The organism is Sulfitobacter dubius (assembly GCF_900113435.1).
Lineage (GTDB): Bacteria > Pseudomonadota > Alphaproteobacteria > Rhodobacterales > Rhodobacteraceae > Sulfitobacter > Sulfitobacter dubius.
On record NZ_FOPG01000009.1, the window covers coordinates 1 to 19521 of the forward strand.

Annotated in this window: 16 protein-coding genes and 1 rRNA gene; 16 read left to right on the top strand and 1 reads right to left on the bottom strand. The window is 57.9% G+C overall.

Translation table 11 applies throughout. The features are described 5' to 3' along the window. Positions 1–205 precede the first annotated feature (205 nt). The 12 genes from rrf to BM229_RS17655 all read left to right on the top strand — a co-directional run bounded on the left by rrf (position 206) and on the right by BM229_RS17655 (position 15047). A 5S ribosomal RNA gene (rrf, locus tag BM229_RS17600) occupies positions 206–320 on the top strand. A gap of 192 nt (positions 321–512) precedes the next feature. After that, a complete protein-coding gene (locus BM229_RS17605; RefSeq protein WP_139226312.1) occupies positions 513–1160 on the top strand; it encodes a hypothetical protein in 648 nt (215 codons plus the stop codon). Between the two features lie 76 nt (positions 1161–1236). Then, entirely contained in the window at positions 1237–1434 is a 198-nt protein-coding gene (secE, locus tag BM229_RS17610; protein ID WP_007118815.1) for a preprotein translocase subunit SecE, read from the top strand. A gap of 208 nt (positions 1435–1642) precedes the next feature. After that, positions 1643–2176: a transcription termination/antitermination protein NusG gene (nusG, locus tag BM229_RS17615; RefSeq protein WP_007118816.1), complete on the top strand. Its 534-nt coding sequence runs from the start codon at positions 1643–1645 to the stop codon at positions 2174–2176. 145 nt (positions 2177–2321) lie between these two features. Then, a complete protein-coding gene (rplK, locus tag BM229_RS17620) occupies positions 2322–2747 on the top strand; it encodes a 50S ribosomal protein L11 (RefSeq protein WP_067622128.1) in 426 nt (141 codons plus the stop codon). A 1-nt stretch (position 2748) separates the two neighbouring features. Next, a complete protein-coding gene (gene rplA / locus BM229_RS17625) occupies positions 2749–3447 on the top strand; it encodes a 50S ribosomal protein L1 (RefSeq protein ID WP_067622131.1) in 699 nt (232 codons plus the stop codon). 273 nt (positions 3448–3720) lie between these two features. Further along, complete coding sequence (rplJ, locus tag BM229_RS17630; protein ID WP_007118819.1) at positions 3721–4236, top strand: 50S ribosomal protein L10; 516 nt, start codon at positions 3721–3723, stop codon at positions 4234–4236. Positions 4237–4310: 74 nt separating this feature from the next. Then, on the top strand, positions 4311–4682 hold the full coding sequence (gene rplL, locus BM229_RS17635) for a 50S ribosomal protein L7/L12 (protein ID WP_067622135.1): 372 nt from the start codon (positions 4311–4313) through the stop codon (positions 4680–4682). Between the two features lie 246 nt (positions 4683–4928). Next, a complete protein-coding gene (rpoB, locus tag BM229_RS17640; protein WP_093928958.1) occupies positions 4929–9065 on the top strand; it encodes a DNA-directed RNA polymerase subunit beta in 4137 nt (1378 codons plus the stop codon). Positions 9066–9160: 95 nt separating this feature from the next. Continuing rightward, positions 9161–13411, top strand: a complete 4251-nt coding sequence (gene rpoC / locus BM229_RS17645; RefSeq protein WP_093928959.1) for a DNA-directed RNA polymerase subunit beta' — start codon at positions 9161–9163, stop codon at positions 13409–13411. Between the two features lie 189 nt (positions 13412–13600). Next, a complete protein-coding gene (locus BM229_RS17650; RefSeq protein WP_093928960.1) occupies positions 13601–14005 on the top strand; it encodes a response regulator in 405 nt (134 codons plus the stop codon). Between the two features lie 154 nt (positions 14006–14159). Beyond that, positions 14160–15047 carry a DMT family transporter gene (locus BM229_RS17655; RefSeq protein ID WP_093928961.1) on the top strand — a complete coding sequence of 296 codons (888 nt, stop codon included), beginning with the start codon at positions 14160–14162 and terminating at the stop codon, positions 15045–15047. Here BM229_RS17655 and BM229_RS17660 read toward each other — a convergent pair. Next, a complete protein-coding gene (locus tag BM229_RS17660; RefSeq protein ID WP_093928962.1) occupies positions 15020–15823 on the bottom strand; it encodes a putative rhamnosyl transferase in 804 nt (267 codons plus the stop codon). The genes BM229_RS17655 and BM229_RS17660 overlap by 28 nt on opposite strands. Positions 15824–16221: 398 nt before the next feature. Between BM229_RS17660 and rpsL the strand changes: the two genes are divergently transcribed. From rpsL to BM229_RS17680, 4 genes are all read left to right on the top strand, one after another. Further along, positions 16222–16593 carry a 30S ribosomal protein S12 gene (gene rpsL / locus BM229_RS17665; RefSeq protein WP_007118826.1) on the top strand — a complete coding sequence of 124 codons (372 nt, stop codon included), beginning with the start codon at positions 16222–16224 and terminating at the stop codon, positions 16591–16593. 88 nt (positions 16594–16681) lie between these two features. Beyond that, positions 16682–17152 (top strand): 30S ribosomal protein S7, encoded by a 471-nt coding sequence (gene rpsG / locus BM229_RS17670; RefSeq protein ID WP_007118827.1) that lies wholly within the window; start codon positions 16682–16684, stop codon positions 17150–17152. A 65-nt stretch (positions 17153–17217) separates the two neighbouring features. After that, positions 17218–19344, top strand: a complete 2127-nt coding sequence (fusA, locus tag BM229_RS17675) for an elongation factor G (protein WP_093928963.1) — start codon at positions 17218–17220, stop codon at positions 19342–19344. Positions 19345–19430: 86 nt separating this feature from the next. After that, the coding region (locus BM229_RS17680) for a GTP-binding protein (protein WP_139226313.1) at positions 19431–19521 on the top strand (91 nt) is incomplete at its 3' end.

The following is a 19521-nucleotide window of genomic DNA, read 5'->3' on the forward strand; positions in this document are numbered from 1 at the left end:
ACTAATTGCTCGATAGGCTTGATTTGATCCAGTAGAAGCAAGACTTCAACTTATCAATCAAAAGCATACACATACAATCAGTGGTACATGACTTGGAAAACAACGCTCAGCACTTCAGTGGTGACAGCGCAAGAACAGGCATCCTAAAGATGCCCTGCCTCCCGCCGTCCCTCTGAACAGCAGAGCGCTTGAGGACTTTATTTGGTTTGGTGATCATAGCGCGAGCAAAACACCTGGTCCCATCCCGAACCCAGCCGTTAAGTGCCGTAGCGCCGATGGTACTGCGTCTTAAGACGTGGGAGAGTAGGTCATCGCCAAACCTAATAAGGTCCTCAAAAACAGTATCTCTCCACGATAACCAATATTAAACAAAACCGCCGCAGCCCAAAAAGCCGCGGCGGTTTTGCTTTGTGGGCGATGGTTGACGTGGATGCCCAATATCCGTCCACTTTCGGTCCAATCTACGGCGCAAAGTTTCGGTAACTCTTTCCCAACTGCGTAGAGAGACTGAAATGAAGACCCAAATTGACGATTCAGAGCCACAGGACATGCAGGATTTGGATCCGGCCTCGCTGTCGGCGATCCGCAACTTGGTTAAGGGTGATCAGGAGGCTGACGCTGAGGGGGCCGCGGCGGGCCGAAAAGTTACCCCTACTACAACGTCACAGAAGCCGGCGGTGAAGCCGCGTTCTGCCGGGCGAAAGGCCTTTCCTGATTTGTCAGAATCTGAGACCACCAAGCAGAAATCAGGTAAGCTCATCGCATTGAAGCTTCCCAAGTGGCGCCCATCGCCGCGGGTTATCATCCTTGCGGCACTCGCTTTGCTGGTTGTTCTACGTCCGATGCTAATGCTTGGCCTCATCTTCTTGACGGTATCCATTACGCTGGGTGTCTTCATCGCGCTAGGCTATGATGGGTTTTGGCAACGTGCAATGGCGCTTGGGCGCTGGTATTCTAAGCGCCGGCCCGAGCGGGCGGACCGTATGCGCGCGCGGCTGGATGCCTTTGCGATGAAATGGGATGCCGTGCTTGACTGTTTCCCAGAAGGCACGGTCGATGGGCTCTACTTGCCAGACTTTGGGGAGATGGCTGCAGCTGATGTTCGGCATGACGAAGCCCTAGATCGTCGCTTTGACAAACTGCGCAACTCCGAAGCTTGAGCTGTGCGCGAAGACGTCTTGAAACTGGAGGGCGGACCCGTTACATCCGCCCAATCCGCTAATAGGGAAAGTAGTCATGGCCACCACCAATCCACTTCAGTTCATCCAGCAGGTTCGCACCGAAGTTGCAAAGGTTGTTTGGCCTACCAAGCGGGAAGTGATGCTGACCACTGTGATGGTCTTTATCCTTGCTGCGCTGACGGCTGTTTTCTTTGCGATCGTAGACATTCTGATCCGCGGCGGTCTACAGCAGATCCTTGGGATGTTCGGCTAAGCATCGCCCGCTTGGGTGAATTTATCTTTACACCCTTGAAACCTGCGTCTGCGCGGGCTATTGCGCAGACCTGACCTGAAAAGGGGCGTGCGGCGATTCGAGTTGCGCGCCGATTTTTTGTTCAGATGTTGCGGGGCTTCTGCCTCGTGTGATTGACGAATTTACATGCCGGGACAGCCCGCATGGCAAGACAGGGACCAGAGTTCAGATGGCAAAACGGTGGTATTCGGTCAGTGTCCTGTCGAACTTCGAGAAGAAGATCGCCGAGCAGATCCGCGCGTCCGTGGCCGAGCAGGAACTTGAAGACCAGATTGACGAAGTGCTGGTGCCCACCGAAGAGGTGATTGAGGTCCGGCGCGGCAAGAAGGTGACAACCGAGCGTCGCTTCATGCCCGGCTATGTGCTGGTGCATATGGAAATGTCCGACGCGGGCTATCACTTGATCAACTCGATCAACCGCGTCACCGGTTTCTTGGGCCCGCAAGGCCGTCCGATGCCGATGCGCGATGCCGAGGTTCAGGCTATCCTGGGTCGCGTGCAGGAAGGCGAAGAAGCCCCGCGCACGCTGATCCACTTCGAGATCGGCGAAAAGGTTAAGGTTGCCGACGGTCCGTTCGAGGACTTCGACGGCATGATCGAAGAGGTCGACGAGGATAACCAGCGCCTTAAGGTGTCGGTCTCGATCTTTGGTCGGGAAACCCCGGTCGAATTGGAATTCACGCAGGTCAACAAGCAGATCTGAGTGTAAGGCGGGCCGATGCCCGTCATCCCGGCGCCCGAGGGTGTCGGTCACTGTGGGAGGCAAGGGCGCCGCGGCGCCCAACCCGGACCACGCAACGAAGATCCCGCGGGGCGCGCCCCAAGGGTGTTGAAAGGAGAATGGTCAGATGGCCAAGAAACTCGTCGGTACGATGAAGTTGCAAGTTAAAGCGGGTCAAGCAAACCCGTCCCCGCCCGTGGGCCCAGCCCTCGGTCAGCGCGGCATTAACATCATGGAATTCTGCAAGGCGTTCAACGCCAAGACCGCAGACATGGAGCCGGGCGCACCGTGCCCCACCGTGATCAGCTACTATCAGGACAAGTCCTTCACCATGGACATCAAGACGCCCCCGGCGTCCTACTACCTGAAAAAAGCTGCCAAGGTGAACTCTGGCGCGAAAACGCCGAGCCGTGAAACCGTTGGCACCGTGACCACCAAGCAGCTGCGCGAGATCGCAGAAGCAAAAGCCGCCGACCTGTCCGCGAACGACGTGGAAGCGGCGATGAAAATCATTCTGGGTTCTGCCCGGTCCATGGGCATCGAGGTGAAGTAAGATGGCAAAACTTGGAAAACGCACCCGCGCCGCCCGTGAAGCCTTTGCTGGCAAAGAAGAGATCACCGTTGAAGAAGCGGTAAGCCTCATCAAAGCAAACGCAAACGCAAAGTTCGACGAAACCATCGAGATCGCGATGAACCTCGGTGTTGACCCGCGCCACGCAGACCAAATGGTCCGCGGTGTTGTCGGCCTGCCCAACGGCACCGGCAAAACAATGCGCGTTGCTGTCTTCGCCCGTGGCGCGAAAGCTGAAGAAGCCGAAAAGGCTGGCGCAGATATCGTTGGTGCAGAAGACCTGATGGAAACCGTGCAGTCCGGCAAGATCGACTTTGATCGTTGCATCGCGACACCCGACATGATGCCGATCGTTGGCCGTCTGGGTAAAGTGCTTGGCCCCCGTAACCTGATGCCGAACCCCAAGGTTGGCACCGTGACCATGGACGTCGCCGACGCGGTGAAAGCGGCCAAGGGTGGTGAAGTTCAGTTCAAAGCCGAAAAGGGCGGTGTCGTCCATGCAGGCGTTGGCAAACTGTCCTTCGACGAAGCCAAGCTGGCCGAGAACATCCGTGCCTTTGTTGGCGCGGTGTCCAAAGCCAAGCCTGCCGGTGCCAAAGGCACATACATGAAAAAGATCAACCTGAGCTCCACAATGGGCCCGGGCGTGTCGGTCGCTGTCGAGAACGCAACCGCCGAGTGATCCAGTGGGGTGGGGGCGAGCCTCCCACCTTACGACCCGAGATTTGGCGGCTTCGGCCGTCAGATACGCAAGGACCAAAAGATCGGTCCGCGCGTCTGTCCGAGACGGAGGGTTTGGGCTTTGGCCTGAATAATTCCTTCCTGAGATGGGAAACCGGAAAAATTCTGCCCTCGGGCGGTTTTGGCCGGGACCCTGACATTGGACCCGAATGGGATGCAGAAGACCGCATCCTGAACTGAGCCGGGGGGCAACCCCCAAATTTGGAGTGAAACTGTGGATAGAGCACAAAAAGAACAGCTGGTCGACGAACTCGGCCAGATCTTTGAAAGCTCTGGCGTCGTTGTGGTTAGCCACTACGTCGGTTTGACAGTTGCCGAAATGCAGGACCTTCGGGCGCGCGCACGCGCTGCCGGTGGGGCCGTGCGTGTTGCCAAAAACAGGCTCGCCAAGATCGCCCTTGAGGGCAAGCCATGCGAAAGCATCGCTGACCTTCTGACGGGTATGACCGTTCTGACCTATTCTGAGGATCCTGTGGCTGCGGCCAAGGTTGCTCAGGAATTCTCCAAGGAAAACCCAAAGCTGGTGATCCTCGGTGGTTCCATGGGTGAGAACGCGTTGGACGCCGCTGGTGTCGAAGCCGTGTCGAAAATGCCTTCGCGGGAGGAGCTTATCTCCACCATCGCGGGCATGCTCGGCGCCCCTGCTTCGAACATCGCCGGGGCCATTGGCGCACCTGCAAGCAACATCGCATCCATCTTGTCCACGATCGAGGACAAGGCGGCTGCGTAAGGCATATCGTCAAGCCGGCGCTCGGGTTGAACACGCGCGTTGGAACACACATATCGTAACGGAAAGAGCTAAACATGGCTGATCTGAAAAAACTGGCAGAAGACATCGTTGGTCTGACTCTGCTTGAAGCACAAGAACTGAAAACCATCCTCAAAGACGAGTACGGCATCGAGCCCGCCGCTGGCGGCGCAGTGATGATGGCTGGTCCTGCTGATGGCGGCGCTGCCGAAGAAGAAAAGACCGAATTCGACGTCGTTCTGAAGAACGCCGGCGCATCCAAGATCAACGTGATCAAGGAAGTCCGCGGCATCACAGGTCTCGGCCTGAAAGAAGCCAAAGACCTGGTCGAAGCCGGTGGCAAGATCAAAGAAGGCGTCGACAAAGCCGAAGCCGAAGACATCAAAGGCAAGCTGGAAGCAGCTGGCGCCGAAGTCGAGCTGGCCTAAGCCAGAGGTGCGCGGCAACGTGCACCACGCATGAACAAGGGCTGGACGGGAGGTTTTCCTGTCCAGCCTGACCTGTTTTGACGAATGTTCCGCGCGGCGGAATATTTCTCTGGAGAGGTCCATGGTCGGAAGGGATGCAGTGGGACGCATTCCAAGAATTGACCCGGATTTTCCGCTCTTATGGGCGCGCACCACGGCCCCGGTGGTTGATGCGCTCGGCAAGAGACACGAAAGGTGACACGACACATGGCACAATCCTTCCTTGGCCAGAAACGTCTGCGTAAATATTACGGCAAAATCCGCGAAGTGCTGGAGATGCCGAACCTCATCGAGGTTCAGAAATCCTCTTACGATCTGTTCTTGAATTCCGGCGACGCCGAGACCCCCACCGATGGTGAAGGTATCACAGGCGTTTTCCAGTCGGTTTTCCCGATCAAAGATTTCAATGAGACCTCCGTGCTTGAATACGTCAAGTACGAGCTCGAAAAGCCGAAATACGATGTTGAGGAATGTCAGCAGCGTGACATGACCTACAGCGCGCCACTTAAGGTGACGCTGCGCCTCATCGTGTTTGATGTGGACGAAGACACCGGTGCCAAGTCGGTCAAAGACATCAAAGAACAAGACGTGTTCATGGGCGACATGCCCCTGATGACGCCGAACGGCACTTTCGTCGTAAACGGCACCGAGCGTGTGATCGTATCCCAGATGCACCGCTCCCCGGGCGTGTTCTTTGACCACGACAAGGGCAAAACCCACTCTTCGGGTAAGCTCCTGTTCGCTTGCCGCATCATCCCATACCGCGGTTCCTGGCTGGACTTCGAATTCGACGCCAAAGACATCGTCTTTGCCCGGATCGACCGCCGCCGCAAACTGCCTGTGACGACCTTGCTCTATGCCCTCGGGCTGGACCAAGAGGCGATCATGAACGCCTACTACAAGACGGTCACCTACACGCTTGAGAAGAACAAGGGCTGGGTTGCACCCTTCTTCCCCGACCGCGTGCGCGGCACCCGTCCGACCTATGATCTGGTGGATGCAGCGACAGGTGAAATCCTGTTCGAAGCGACCAAAAAGGTCACCCCTCGCGCCGTCAAAAAGCTGCTCGACGAAGGCAAGGTCAAAGACCTGCTGCTGCCTTTCGATCACATCGTTGGCAAGTTCGTCGCGCGTGACATCATCAACGAAGAAACCGGTGCGATTTACGTCGAAGCCGGTGACGAGTTGACGCTGGAATACGACAAAGACGGCACCCTGATCGGCGGCACCGCGAAAGAGCTGATCGACGCGGGCATCACCGAGATTCCGCTGCTGGACATCGACAACGTCAACGTCGGTCCTTACATGCGCAACACCATGGCGATGGACAAAAACATGAACCGCGACACCGCGCTCATGGACATCTACCGCGTCATGCGCCCGGGCGAGCCGCCCACCGTTGAGGCCGCGTCCGCGCTCTTTGACACGCTGTTCTTTGATAGCGAACGCTATGACCTCTCGGCTGTTGGCCGCGTGAAAATGAACATGCGTCTGGCGCTTGATAAGCCCGACACACAGCGCACGCTGGACCGTGACGACATCGTCGCTTGTATCAAAGCGCTGGTTGACCTGCGCGATGGCCGTGGCGACATCGACGACATTGACCACCTCGGCAACCGTCGTGTGCGTTCGGTCGGCGAATTGATGGAAAACCAGTACCGCGTTGGCCTGCTGCGCATGGAGCGCGCGATCAAAGAGCGGATGTCCTCCGTCGAGATCGACACCGTGATGCCGCAAGACCTGATCAACGCCAAGCCAGCAGCGGCTGCGGTGCGTGAATTCTTTGGCTCTTCGCAGCTGTCGCAGTTCATGGACCAAACCAACCCGCTCTCCGAAGTGACGCACAAGCGTCGTCTCTCGGCGCTTGGGCCGGGCGGTTTGACACGTGAGCGTGCGGGCTTTGAAGTGCGCGACGTTCACCCGACCCACTATGGTCGGATGTGCCCGATTGAAACGCCGGAAGGGCCGAACATTGGTCTGATCAACTCGCTGGCCACTTTTGCCCGCGTGAACAAATACGGCTTCATCGAAACGCCTTACCGCGTTGTCAAAGACAGCACCGTCACCGACGAAGTGCACTACATGTCCGCGACCGAGGAAATGCGCCACACCGTGGCTCAGGCAAACGCCAACCTCGACGAAAACATGAAGTTCGTGAACGAACTGGTTTCGACCCGTCAGTCCGGCGACTACACGCTGGCGCCGACGGAAAACGTGGACCTGATCGACGTTTCGCCCAAGCAGTTGGTCTCGGTCGCTGCATCGCTGATCCCGTTCCTCGAAAACGACGACGCCAACCGCGCTCTCATGGGCTCGAACATGCAACGTCAGGCCGTACCGCTTCTGCAAGCTGAGGCGCCGCTTGTCGGCACCGGCATCGAAGAAGTCGTGGCGCGCGATTCCGGGGCGGCCTACACGGCACGCCGCGCGGGTATCATCGACCAAGTCGATGCCTCCCGTATCGTGATCCGGGCCACCGAAGACCTTGAGTTGGGCGACGCGGGTGTGGACATCTACCGCATGCGCAAGTTCCAGCGCTCGAACCAGAACACCTGCATCAACCAGCGTCCGCTGGTGAAAGTGGGCGAGAAGGTCACCAAGGGTCAGGTCATCGCGGATGGTCCGTCGACCGATATGGGGGAACTGGCGCTCGGCAAGAACGTCGTCGTCGCCTTCATGCCGTGGAATGGCTACAACTACGAAGACTCCATCCTGATCTCCGAGCGGATTTCCCGTGACGACGTCTTCACCTCAATCCACATCGAGGAATTTGAAGTCGCCGCGCGTGACACGAAGCTTGGGCCAGAAGAGATCACCCGAGACATTCCCAACGTCGGCGAGGAAGCCCTTCGCAACCTCGACGAAGCCGGTATCGTGTATATCGGTGCGGACGTTGAGCCGGGCGACATCCTTGTGGGTAAGATCACACCGAAAGGCGAAAGCCCGATGACGCCGGAAGAAAAGCTTCTGCGCGCCATCTTCGGTGAGAAAGCCTCTGACGTGCGCGACACCTCGTTGCGTGTGAAGCCGGGCGATTTCGGCACTGTTGTCGAAGTGCGTGTCTTCAACCGTCACGGCGTTGAGAAAGACGAGCGTGCGCTGCAGATCGAGCGTGAGGAAGTTGAACGTCTGGCCCGTGACCGGGACGACGAATTGGCGATCCTTGACCGCAACATCTATGCGCGTCTCAAGGACATGATCCTTGGCAAAATCGCCGTCAAAGGCCCCAAAGGCGTGAAGGCGAACAGCCAGATCACCGAGGAACTGCTGGAAACCCTGACCCGTGGTCAGTGGTGGCAGTTGGCCCTTGAGGACGAGGATGACGCGAAGATCGTCGAAGCCCTGAACGAGCAGTATGAGATCCAGAAGCGGACCTTGGATGCGCGTTTCGAGGACAAGGTCGAGAAAGTACGTCGTGGTGACGATCTGCCCCCGGGTGTGATGAAGATGGTCAAAGTGTTCGTGGCGGTGAAGCGTAAGCTGCAGCCGGGCGACAAGATGGCCGGTCGTCACGGGAACAAGGGTGTGATCTCGAAAGTGGTGCCGATGGAGGACATGCCGTTCCTCGCCGATGGTACCCCGGTCGACTTCTGCCTTAACCCTCTGGGTGTTCCATCGCGGATGAACGTTGGTCAGATTCTTGAGACACACATGGGCTGGGCCGCACGCGGTCTGGGCATCAACATCGACGAGGCGCTGCAAGAGTATAAGCGTTCCGGCGATCTGACACCTGTGCGTGAAGCAATGCAGCTGGCCTATGGTGATGATGTCTACGAAGAGGGCATCACCGGCATGGACGAGGACACGCTTCTTGAAGTGGCCGACAACGTGCGCCGCGGTGTGCCGATCGCCACACCGGTCTTTGACGGTGCCAAGGAAGCGGACGTGAATGACAGCCTCAAGCGGGCCGGGTTCGACACCTCCGGTCAGTCGGTGCTGTTCGATGGTCGTACAGGTGAGCAGTTTGCCCGCCCCGTGACCGTCGGCGTCAAGTACCTGCTCAAGCTGCACCACTTGGTGGACGACAAGATCCACGCACGTTCGACCGGGCCGTACTCGCTCGTCACACAGCAGCCGCTGGGTGGTAAAGCACAGTTCGGTGGCCAGCGCTTTGGTGAGATGGAAGTCTGGGCTCTCGAAGCCTACGGCGCCGCTTACACATTGCAGGAAATGCTGACCGTCAAGTCGGACGACGTCGCGGGCCGGACCAAGGTCTATGAAAGCATCGTCAAGGGCGAGGATAACTTCGAAGCGGGCATTCCAGAGAGCTTTAACGTTCTCGTCAAGGAAGTGCGCGGCCTCGGCCTGAATATGGAACTCCTGGATGCGGAGGAGGATGAGTGACGCGGTAAACGGGATTTTTTAAAAATCCCGGCCCGTTTTCTTCAAATGAAAACGGGTCCGGTCCCTCCCAACGCACCCCTTTCAAGGATTTGAAAATGAACCAGGAACTGACAAACAACCCGTTCAACCCGCTGACGCCGCAAAAAGCGTTTGACGAAATCAAGGTCTCTTTGGCCTCGCCAGAGCGGATCCTCAGCTGGTCCTTCGGTGAGATCAAAAAGCCGGAAACCATCAACTACCGGACGTTCAAGCCCGAGCGTGACGGCCTGTTCTGTGCGCGTATCTTTGGCCCGATCAAAGACTACGAATGTCTTTGCGGCAAATATAAGCGGATGAAGTATCGCGGCGTTGTCTGCGAGAAATGCGGTGTCGAAGTGACGCTGCAAAAGGTCCGCCGTGAGCGCATGGGCCACATCGAACTGGCGTCGCCAGTGGCGCATATCTGGTTCCTCAAGTCGCTGCCCTCGCGCATCGGCCTGATGCTGGACATGACCCTGCGCGATCTGGAGCGTGTTCTCTACTTTGAGAACTACGTGGTGATCGAGCCGGGCCTTACCGATCTTCAATACGGTCAGATGATGACCGAAGAAGAGTACATGGACGCGCAGGATGCCTATGGCATGGACGCGTTCACCGCCAATATCGGTGCCGAAGCGATCCGCGAAATGCTGGCCGCCATTGATCTGGAAGCCGAAGCCGAGACCCTGCGCGCTGATCTGAAAGAGGCGACAGGCGAGCTGAAGCCCAAGAAGATCATCAAGCGTCTGAAAGTGGTTGAGTCGTTCCTCGAGTCGGGCAACCGTCCTGAGTGGATGGTCATGACCGTGATCCCGGTGATCCCGCCAGAACTGCGCCCGCTGGTGCCGCTGGATGGTGGCCGTTTCGCGACCTCCGACCTCAACGACCTCTACCGCCGCGTGATCAACCGGAACAACCGTTTGAAGCGTCTCATTGAGCTGCGCGCGCCTGACATCATCGTTCGTAACGAAAAGCGGATGCTGCAGGAATCCGTCGACGCACTGTTCGACAACGGCCGCCGTGGCCGCGTCATCACCGGCGCCAACAAGCGCCCGCTGAAGTCGCTGTCCGACATGCTGAAAGGCAAACAGGGTCGCTTCCGTCAGAACCTTTTGGGTAAGCGCGTCGACTTCTCGGGCCGTTCGGTGATTGTGACCGGCCCGGAGCTGAAGCTGCACCAATGTGGTCTGCCGAAGAAGATGGCTTTGGAGCTTTTCAAGCCGTTCATCTACTCGCGGCTTGAGGCCAAAGGTCTGTCCTCCACCGTGAAACAGGCGAAAAAGCTGGTTGAAAAAGAGCGTCCCGAGGTTTGGGACATCCTTGATGAGGTGATCCGCGAACACCCCGTCATGCTCAACCGCGCGCCGACGCTTCACCGTCTTGGCATTCAGGCGTTCGAGCCCGTTCTGATCGAAGGTAAAGCGATCCAGCTTCACCCGCTGGTTTGCTCGGCTTTTAACGCTGACTTTGACGGTGACCAGATGGCCGTTCACGTGCCGCTCTCGCTGGAAGCCCAGCTCGAAGCGCGTGTTCTGATGATGTCCACGAACAACGTTCTGTCGCCTGCAAACGGCGCGCCGATCATCGTGCCGTCGCAGGATATGATCTTGGGTCTCTACTACACGACCCTTGAGCGCCAAGGCATGGTTGGCGAAGGCATGGTCTTCGGCTCCGTCGACGAGGTGCAGCACGCCCTCGACGCCGGCGCGGTTCACCTGCACTCGAAAATCAAGGCACGGATCAAACAGATCGATGCCGAAGGCAACGAAGTGATGATGCGCTTTGACACGACCCCCGGTCGTGTGCGTCTTGGTGCCTTGCTGCCGTTGAACGCCAAAGCGCCGTTTGACTTGGTCAACCGTCTGCTGCGTAAGAAAGAAGTGCAGCAGGTCATCGACACCGTCTACCGTTATTGCGGTCAGAAAGAGTCGGTTATTTTCTGTGACCAGATCATGACGATGGGTTTCCGTGAAGCTTTCAAAGCGGGCATCTCCTTCGGCAAAGACGACATGCTGATCCCCGACACCAAATGGCCGCTGGTTGAAGAGACCCGCGAGCAGGTGAAGGACTTTGAGCAGCAGTATATGGACGGCCTGATCACTCAGGGCGAAAAGTACAACAAAGTCGTCGATGCATGGTCGAAGTGTAACGACAAAGTCACCGAAGCGATGATGGGCTCCATCTCGGCCACCACGTACCACGAGAATGGGTCCGAAAAGGAGCCGAACTCGGTCTACATGATGGCCCACTCTGGTGCGCGTGGTTCGGTTACTCAGATGAAGCAGCTGGGCGGGATGCGCGGTCTGATGGCGAAGCCGAACGGCGACATCATTGAGACGCCGATCATCTCGAACTTTAAAGAAGGTCTGACCGTTCTTGAGTACTTCAACTCGACACACGGTGCGCGGAAAGGTCTGTCGGATACCGCTCTGAAAACAGCGAACTCCGGTTACCTGACACGCCGTCTGGTGGACGTGGCGCAGGACTGTATCGTGCGTATGCACGACTGTGGCACCGAAACCGCGATCACTGCCGAAGCGGCTGTGAACGATGGCGAAGTCGTCTCCTCGCTGGCCGAGCGTCTGTTGGGCCGTGTTGCAGCGGATGACATTCTGGCGCCAGGCACCGAGGAGGTCATCGTGCCCGCCGGTGGTCTGATCGACGAGCGGATGGCCGATGCGATTGATGCGGCGGCTGTTCAGGTTGCCCGTATCCGTAGCCCGCTGACATGTGAGGCCGAAGAAGGCGTCTGTGCCATGTGCTATGGTCGTGACCTTGCACGCGGTACGCTGGTGAACCAAGGTGAGGCCGTTGGCATCATCGCGGCCCAGTCGATTGGTGAGCCAGGTACACAGCTGACGATGCGGACGTTCCACATCGGCGGCGTTGCACAGGGTGGCCAGCAGTCCTTCCAAGAGGCCAGCCAGTCCGGTAAAATCGTGTTCGAAAACGCTCAGACGTTGGAAAACAGCTCTGGCGAGATCCTCGTCATGGGTCGGAACATGAAGCTGTCGATCGTTGACGAAAGCGGTGATGAGCGGTCCAGCCACAAAGTCGGCTACGGTACCAAGCTCTTCGTCAAGGATGGCGATACCATTGCGCGCGGCGACAAGCTGTTCGAGTGGGATCCCTATACCCTGCCGATCATCGCCGAGAAGCCAGGTATGGCCAAATACGTCGACCTTGTGTCGGGCATCGCTGTCAAAGACGACACTGATGACGCGACAGGCATGACCCAGAAGATTGTGATCGACTGGCGCGCGGCCCCCAAAGGCAACGAGCTTAAGCCTGAGATCATTCTGGTTGGTGACGATGGCGAACCGGTCCGCAACGACGCGGGCAACCCGGTGACCTATCCAATGTCCGTGGATGCCGTTCTGTCCGTTGAGGATCAGACCGAAATCCAAGCGGGTGACATCATCGCGCGTATCCCGCGTGAAGGTGCCAAGACCAAGGACATTACCGGTGGTCTGCCTCGTGTGGCCGAACTCTTTGAGGCACGTCGCCCCAAAGATCACGCCATCATCGCGGAAATCGACGGCTATGTGCGCTTCGGCAAGGACTACAAGAACAAGCGCCGCATCGCGATTGAAAGCTCGGATGATCCGGACGTGAAGGTTGAATACATGGTGCCCAAGGGGAAACACATCCCCGTTGCCGAAGGCGACTTCGTGCAGAAGGGTGACTACATCATGGACGGCAACCCCGCGCCGCACGACATTCTGGCGATTATGGGCGTCGAGGCCTTGGCCGAGTACATGATTGACGAGGTGCAGGACGTTTACCGCCTGCAGGGTGTGAAGATTAACGACAAACACATCGAAGTCATCGTCCGTCAGATGCTGCAGAAGTGGGAAATCCAAGAAAGCGGCGACACCACGCTGCTGAAGGGCGAACACGTCGACAAGCAGGAGTTCGACACCGCCAACGAGAAGGCGCTGAAGAAGGGTGGCCGTCCTGCCAAGGGCGAACCGATCCTGCTGGGCATTACCAAGGCGTCGCTTCAGACCCGCAGCTTTATCTCTGCCGCGTCCTTCCAGGAAACAACGCGCGTGCTGACCGAAGCTTCGGTTCAGGGCAAGCGGGACAAGCTGGTTGGCCTGAAAGAGAACGTCATTGTGGGCCGTTTGATCCCGGCGGGTACTGGTGGGGCAACCCAGCAGATGCGCAAAGTGGCGACAGACCGCGACAACGTTGTGATCGAAGCGCGCCGCGAAGAAGCCGAGGCGGCAGCCGCTCTGGCCGCTCCGACCGCTTCTACGCAGGACGACGTCGTTGGTGGCGATGTGTTCAACACGCCAGTGGGTGACGACGAAAGCCGCGATTGATCGCAGGCTTGACCTGAAAATCAATGGCCCCCGCAGTGAAAGCTGCGGGGGCTTTTTTGTTCCCTCGATTGCGCCGCGGCTCCTAAGGCACAGTGGCTGCCAGATTGCACGGTTCTGTCGCGCTAGCCTTACATCCGCCACATAGCCGCAATAGGACGGGGGCAGCTCAACCGTCGCAAGGCTCTTCAGATGGCATCCCGCATTTTACATATCGACGATGATCCGATCATTCTGGAATTGGTAAAGATGATCTTTTCCGACGATCGCTCTTTGACCTTTGTCTCTTGCCTGAACGCCCGCGATGCGCTGGCGGTGGTCGAAGACCTGAAACCCGATCTTATCATCAGCGATATCTCGATGCCTGATATGGGGGGGATGGAACTCGCACATCGGTTTGGCCAGAATCCGGCCATCGCGGGAACGCCGATCATTTTTCTCAGTGGGCGTACCCGCGACCTTGAGGTCTATGACGCCTTCCGCGATCTGGAAGCCACCGTGATGCAGAAACCTGTCGACCCGGGACAACTTCGCAGCACGGTCCGGCACCTGCTTACCAGCCAGCAACAACAGATGACGCAGGCGTCGAACCAGTGAGAACGGGCAGCCGCTGATCGATCCGTCAACTGTTGTACTAGTTAACCCGCAGACGATGGGCGCAAGCCACCGTTCTTGACAGCCCTAGTGCCCGCTGCCAGTCATTGGACAGCGGCACCGATATAAGCCGCACCCAATTTCCCGGAGCGCGTTCATGTCCCCCAATACCATCGGCGCATTGCTGATGATCGCCTCGATGGCATGTTTCACGTTTAACGACACGCTGTTGAAAATGACGGACGGTGCGCTGCCATTGTTCCAATTGCTGTTTCTTCGAGGTGCGACGACTTCGGTATTGATCCTTGCCCTCAGCAGGCAGTTAGGGCGCATCGATTTTCGACTTGAGGCACGGGATTGGCGTGTGATCGCCTTGCGCTCTGTTGCCGAGATTGCCGCGGCATATTTTTTTCTTACCGCGCTGTTCAACATGCCTTTGGCCAATGTCACCGCGATCCTTCAGGCGGTGCCGCTTTCGGTCACGCTGGCCGCGGCACTGGTGTTGCAGCAGGCGGTGGGTTGGCGGCGGCTGCTCGCCATCGGGATCGGTTTTTGCGGTGTATTGTTAATCGTCAAACCGGGGGCAGAGGGCTTTAACATCTGGTCCATCTACGTGTTGATCGCCGTGCTTTGCGTAACGGTACGCGATCTCTCGACGCGGGCGCTGTCGGCGTCGGTGCCATCGATGACTGTGACGCTGGTCACGGCCTTGTCGGTTATGACGGCGGCGGGGCTAGCATCGCTCAGCGCACCTTGGGCGCCAGTGACGCCTTCGCTGGCGTTGCTGATCGGCGGCTCTGGGGTGTTTGTCTTGGGCGGTTACTTCTTTTCGATCCAAGTCATGCGCACCGGCGATGTCGCGTTCATCGCGCCGTTTCGCTACACCGGGTTGCTTTGGGCGCTGTTGCTGGGGTGGCTTATTTTCGGCGATTGGCCGGGCACGCTTACATTGATCGGCGCGGGCATCGTTGTCGCCACGGGGGTCTTCACCCTCTACCGCGAGCGAAAGCTGAAAATTCAGGCGGCAAAAGTCCGGCGTATCTGACCCGCATCAATGGCAAAGCGTTCCCGAAAGAGCGCTTCGCCCTCTGCGTTGAGTGGGGAGACTTGTACCTTATGCGCAAGCCCCTGCCGCGAATCGTTTGACCCGTTGTGGCTGCGCACAAACATCGCGGGGTCAGGCAGGCTGACGTAGGGCATGAACCGGGGCAGCTTCATATGCGCGAAGTTCATTATGGTCAGGGGGCTGCCGCCTTTGACATACATCGCCAATGCCGCGACGTTCAGCGGGCGAAAAACCTCTGCCGCGCGAATGCCGTTTGGCCCAAATTCGGCAATATAGCCCTTGGGCCAATCAAAGGCGACGGAACGTTGCCCGCGGAGCAGGCCCGCGCTGTCTTCGACTGTGCCGCGCAGGCGGGCGATGAAATCCACCGAAACCGCATCGTCATCGTCATAGCGAAATTGCAGGCAGGGTTCCTTGGGGTTTATCCGCGCGGCATTCAGCACCTCTTTCATCACTTCGCGATGCTGTCGGGGGGGCTCGCGGTGAATTACGGCCTGAGGAAGGTCAGTGAGAAGCGATTCGAGCCTTTGGATATGCCGGGCTGGAAATTGGTCACCGATTAGGAAGACGATGGAAAAATCTGGGTCCGTTTGCGCCTTGAGGCAGGGCAGGGCGACCGTCTCTAGCAATCGAAAGCGCTCTTCAAGCCGTGCTTCCGCGTAAAGGTATGCGATCCGCTCCTCGATGGTCTCGTGCCCGACCTGAAACCCGCCAAGGGCAGGGTAAGAAAAACGGCACAGGCCGATGGCTTGCATGATATTGTCCCTCAAGGATAAGTCTCTGATGAATATGGCGGCAGAGCTTTGTTGCTGGCAAGGGGGCGGAGCCAGAACCGGCGGGTTGCTCGGAACCGGGGGCGCCGCGGCCCGCTCTGGACGGCCCTCCGAGGGCCGGGCTGTTGACAGCCCCCGCGCAACGTCCTATACGCCCGCTATCTCGGAGGTGGAGGCCGCTCTGCTAATCCGAACTCATAACTCAAGTGGTCACGATCCGGCCTACTACTGGCCCGATCCTCTGTTAACCCACCGCGTCGTTTTCCTCGGTACGGGAACGTTGCGGTCAATTTGCTTTGTGGACGCATGAAGTAACCGAATTTAGCCGCATGGGGGATCCCCCGTGTATGAAATCTGAGCGATACGGGGATATATCCGGAATGCCAACGATCCAACAGCTGATCCGCAAGCCGCGGCAGCCGAAAGTCAAACGTTCGAAATCCATGCACCTGCAGGAGTGCCCGCAAAAGCGTGGCGTCTGCACACGGGTTTACACAACAACACCCAAGAAGCCGAACTCGGCCATGCGTAAGGTTGCCAAAGTGCGCCTGACCAATGGTTTCGAAGTCATCTCCTACATCCCGGGTGAGAGCCACAACCTTCAGGAACACTCCGTGGTTCTGATCCGCGGCGGTCGTGTAAAAGACCTTCCCGGTGTGCGTTACCACATCCTGCGCGGTGTTCTCGATACCCAAGGTGTCAAGGACCGGAAGCAGCGTCGCTCCAAGTACGGTGCGAAGCGTCCGAAGTAATCTCGCAGTGGTGGGGGCATGCCCCCACCAATCCATTCGATGTTGGGTGGGGCATGGCCCCACCACCCGCCAAGAGGAAGACACTGACATGTCACGCCGCCACGCCGCTGAAAAACGCGAAGTCCTGCCAGACGCCAAATACGGCGATCTGGTTCTCACCAAATTCATGAACAACCTGATGATCGACGGCAAGAAATCTGTCGCCGAGCGCATCGTCTACAACGCGATGACCCGCGTCGAAGACAAGATCAAGCGCGCCCCGATCGAGGTGTTCCACGAAGCACTTGAAAACATCCAGCCGTCCGTCGAAGTTCGTTCGCGTCGCGTTGGTGGTGCCACCTATCAGGTGCCAGTCGAAGTGCGCCCCGAGCGCCGTCAGGCGCTGGCGATCCGCTGGTTGATCAAAGCCGCGCGCGCCCGCAACGAAAACACCATGGAAGAGCGTCTTGCAGGCGAGCTGATGGACGCCGTACAGTCCCGTGGTACTGCCGTTAAAAAGCGCGAAGATACGCACAAGATGGCCGACGCCAACAAAGCGTTCAGCCATTACCGCTGGTAATTTCAACGTCGCGCCCGGTTTCGGGCGCGATCTGTTCGTACTGATATTTTCGAGGAAGCAGCCCCATGGCACGCGACTATCCGCTCCAACGCTACCGCAACTTCGGCATCATGGCTCACATCGATGCCGGCAAAACCACCTGTTCCGAACGCATCCTGTTCTACACTGGCAAAAGCCACAACATCGGTGAGGTGCATGACGGCGCCGCGACGATGGACTGGATGGAGCAAGAGCAGGAACGCGGGATCACCATTACATCCGCCGCGACCACCACGTTCTGGCAGCGCCAGGAAGAGCCCACAGCCGATGCGACATCCGACACCAAGTTCCGGATGAACATCATCGACACCCCAGGCCACGTTGACTTCACCATCGAAGTTGAGCGTTCGCTGGCCGTTCTCGACGGCGCGGTTGCCGTGCTTGACGCCAACGCTGGTGTTGAGCCGCAGACCGAAACCGTGTGGCGTCAGGCTGACCGCTACAAAGTTCCGCGCATTGTGTTCGTCAACAAGATGGACAAAATCGGCGCTGACTTCTTCAACTGCGTGAAGATGATCAAAGACCGCACAGGTGCCACACCTGCTCCGATCCAAATCCCAATTGGCGCCGAGAACGAGCTTGAAGGTCTCGTTGACCTCGTCACAATGAAGGAATGGGTCTGGTCCGGCGAAGATCTGGGTGCCGGCTGGGAACAGCGCGAGATCCGTGACAGCCTGAAAGAGTCCGCTGACGAATGGCGTGCCAAGCTCATCGAGACCGCGGTCGAGATGGACGACGAGGCGATGGAAAACTACCTGATGGACGGTGCTGAGCCGGACGTCGACACCCTGCGCGCGCTGATCCGTAAGGGCACGCTGGCGATCAAATTCATCCCCGTTCTTTGTGGCTCTGCCTTCAAGAACAAAGGTGTTCAGCCACTCTTGAACGCCGTGATCGACTATCTGCCCAGCCCGCTGGACGTTGTCGACTACATGGGCTTCAAGCCGGGCGATGAGACAGAAACCCGTAACATCCCGCGTCGTGCGGATGATGAAATGGCGTTCTCTGGCCTTGCGTTCAAAATCATGAACGACCCCTTTGTTGGCTCGCTGACATTCACCCGCGTTTATTCGGGCGTGCTCAAGAAGGGCGATACCCTCTTGAACTCGACCAAAGGTAAGAAAGAGCGCGTCGGTCGTATGATGATGATGCACTCGATCAACCGCGAAGAGATCGAAGAAGCTTTTGCGGGCGACATCATCGCGCTTGCCGGTCTGAAAGACACCACCACAGGTGACACGCTTTGTGCTGCCAACGATCCGGTGGTTCTGGAAACCATGACCTTCCCCGATCCGGTTATCGAGATCGCGGTTGAGCCAAAGACCAAGGCCGACCAAGAGAAAATGTCTGCAGGTCTGGCCCGTTTGGCCGCCGAAGACCCCTCTTTCCGCGTCGAAACCGATCTGGAATCCGGTCAGACCATCATGAAGGGCATGGGCGAACTTCACCTCGACATTCTGGTGGACCGTCTGAAGCGCGAATTCAAAGTTGAAGCGAACATCGGTGCGCCGCAGGTGGCTTACCGCGAGACCATCAGCCGCGAAGCCGAAATCACCTACACCCACAAGAAGCAGTCGGGTGGTTCGGGTCAGTTCGGTGAAGTTAAGATGATCCTGATGCCGACCGAGCCGGGCGAAGGTTACTCTTTCGAGAGCCGTATCGTCGGTGGTGCCATTCCCAAGGAATACATCCCGGGCGTGGAAAAGGGTATCAAGTCGGTTCTGGACTCCGGTCCGCTGGCGGGCTTCCCGGTCATCGACTTCAAGGTTGCCCTGATCGACGGTAAGTTCCACGACGTTGACTCCAGCGTTCTGGCCTTTGAAATCGCCGCCCGTATGGGTATGCGCGAAGGCATGAAGAAAGCTGGCGCGAAACTGCTGGAACCGATCATGAAGGTCGAAGTTGTGACACCGGAAGAGTACACCGGTGGCATCATTGGTGACCTGACATCCCGTCGTGGTCAGGTGCAGGGTCAAGACACGCGCGGCAATGCCATCGCGATCGACGCCTTCGTACCGCTGGCCAACATGTTCGGCTACATCAACACGCTGCGTTCGATGTCTTCCGGTCGTGCGAACTTCACCATGCAGTTCGACCACTACGAGCCTGTGCCGCAGAACATCTCTGACGAGATTCAGGCCAAATTTGCATAACCGGGATGGCGGGGTGAACCCCGCCCTACCCAATCTGTAGGGTGGGTTTTTAAGCCCACCACCCAACATCTAAAGGAGCCAACACCATGGCAAAGGCAAAGTTTGAACGTAACAAGCCACACGTCAACATCGGCACAATCGGCCACGTTGACCACGGTAAAACCACGCTGACCGCGG

Excerpts from the sequence above, each read along its gene's own strand:
- BM229_RS17605 (WP_139226312.1), top strand. The coding sequence starts at position 513 with ATGAAGACCCAAATTGACGATTCAGAGCCACAGGACATGCAGGATTTG.
- secE (WP_007118815.1), top strand. The coding sequence starts at position 1,237 with ATGGCCACCACCAATCCACTTCAGTTCATCCAGCAGGTTCGCACCGAA.
- nusG (WP_007118816.1), top strand. The coding sequence starts at position 1,643 with ATGGCAAAACGGTGGTATTCGGTCAGTGTCCTGTCGAACTTCGAGAAG.
- rplK (WP_067622128.1), top strand. The coding sequence starts at position 2,322 with ATGGCCAAGAAACTCGTCGGTACGATGAAGTTGCAAGTTAAAGCGGGT.
- rplA (WP_067622131.1), top strand. The coding sequence starts at position 2,749 with ATGGCAAAACTTGGAAAACGCACCCGCGCCGCCCGTGAAGCCTTTGCT.
- rplL (WP_067622135.1), top strand. The coding sequence starts at position 4,311 with ATGGCTGATCTGAAAAAACTGGCAGAAGACATCGTTGGTCTGACTCTG.
- rpoB (WP_093928958.1), top strand. The coding sequence starts at position 4,929 with ATGGCACAATCCTTCCTTGGCCAGAAACGTCTGCGTAAATATTACGGC.
- rpoC (WP_093928959.1), top strand. The coding sequence starts at position 9,161 with ATGAACCAGGAACTGACAAACAACCCGTTCAACCCGCTGACGCCGCAA.
- BM229_RS17650 (WP_093928960.1), top strand. The coding sequence starts at position 13,601 with ATGGCATCCCGCATTTTACATATCGACGATGATCCGATCATTCTGGAA.
- BM229_RS17655 (WP_093928961.1), top strand. The coding sequence starts at position 14,160 with ATGTCCCCCAATACCATCGGCGCATTGCTGATGATCGCCTCGATGGCA.
- BM229_RS17660 (WP_093928962.1), bottom strand. The coding sequence starts at position 15,823 with ATGCAAGCCATCGGCCTGTGCCGTTTTTCTTACCCTGCCCTTGGCGGG.
- rpsL (WP_007118826.1), top strand. The coding sequence starts at position 16,222 with ATGCCAACGATCCAACAGCTGATCCGCAAGCCGCGGCAGCCGAAAGTC.
- rpsG (WP_007118827.1), top strand. The coding sequence starts at position 16,682 with ATGTCACGCCGCCACGCCGCTGAAAAACGCGAAGTCCTGCCAGACGCC.
- fusA (WP_093928963.1), top strand. The coding sequence starts at position 17,218 with ATGGCACGCGACTATCCGCTCCAACGCTACCGCAACTTCGGCATCATG.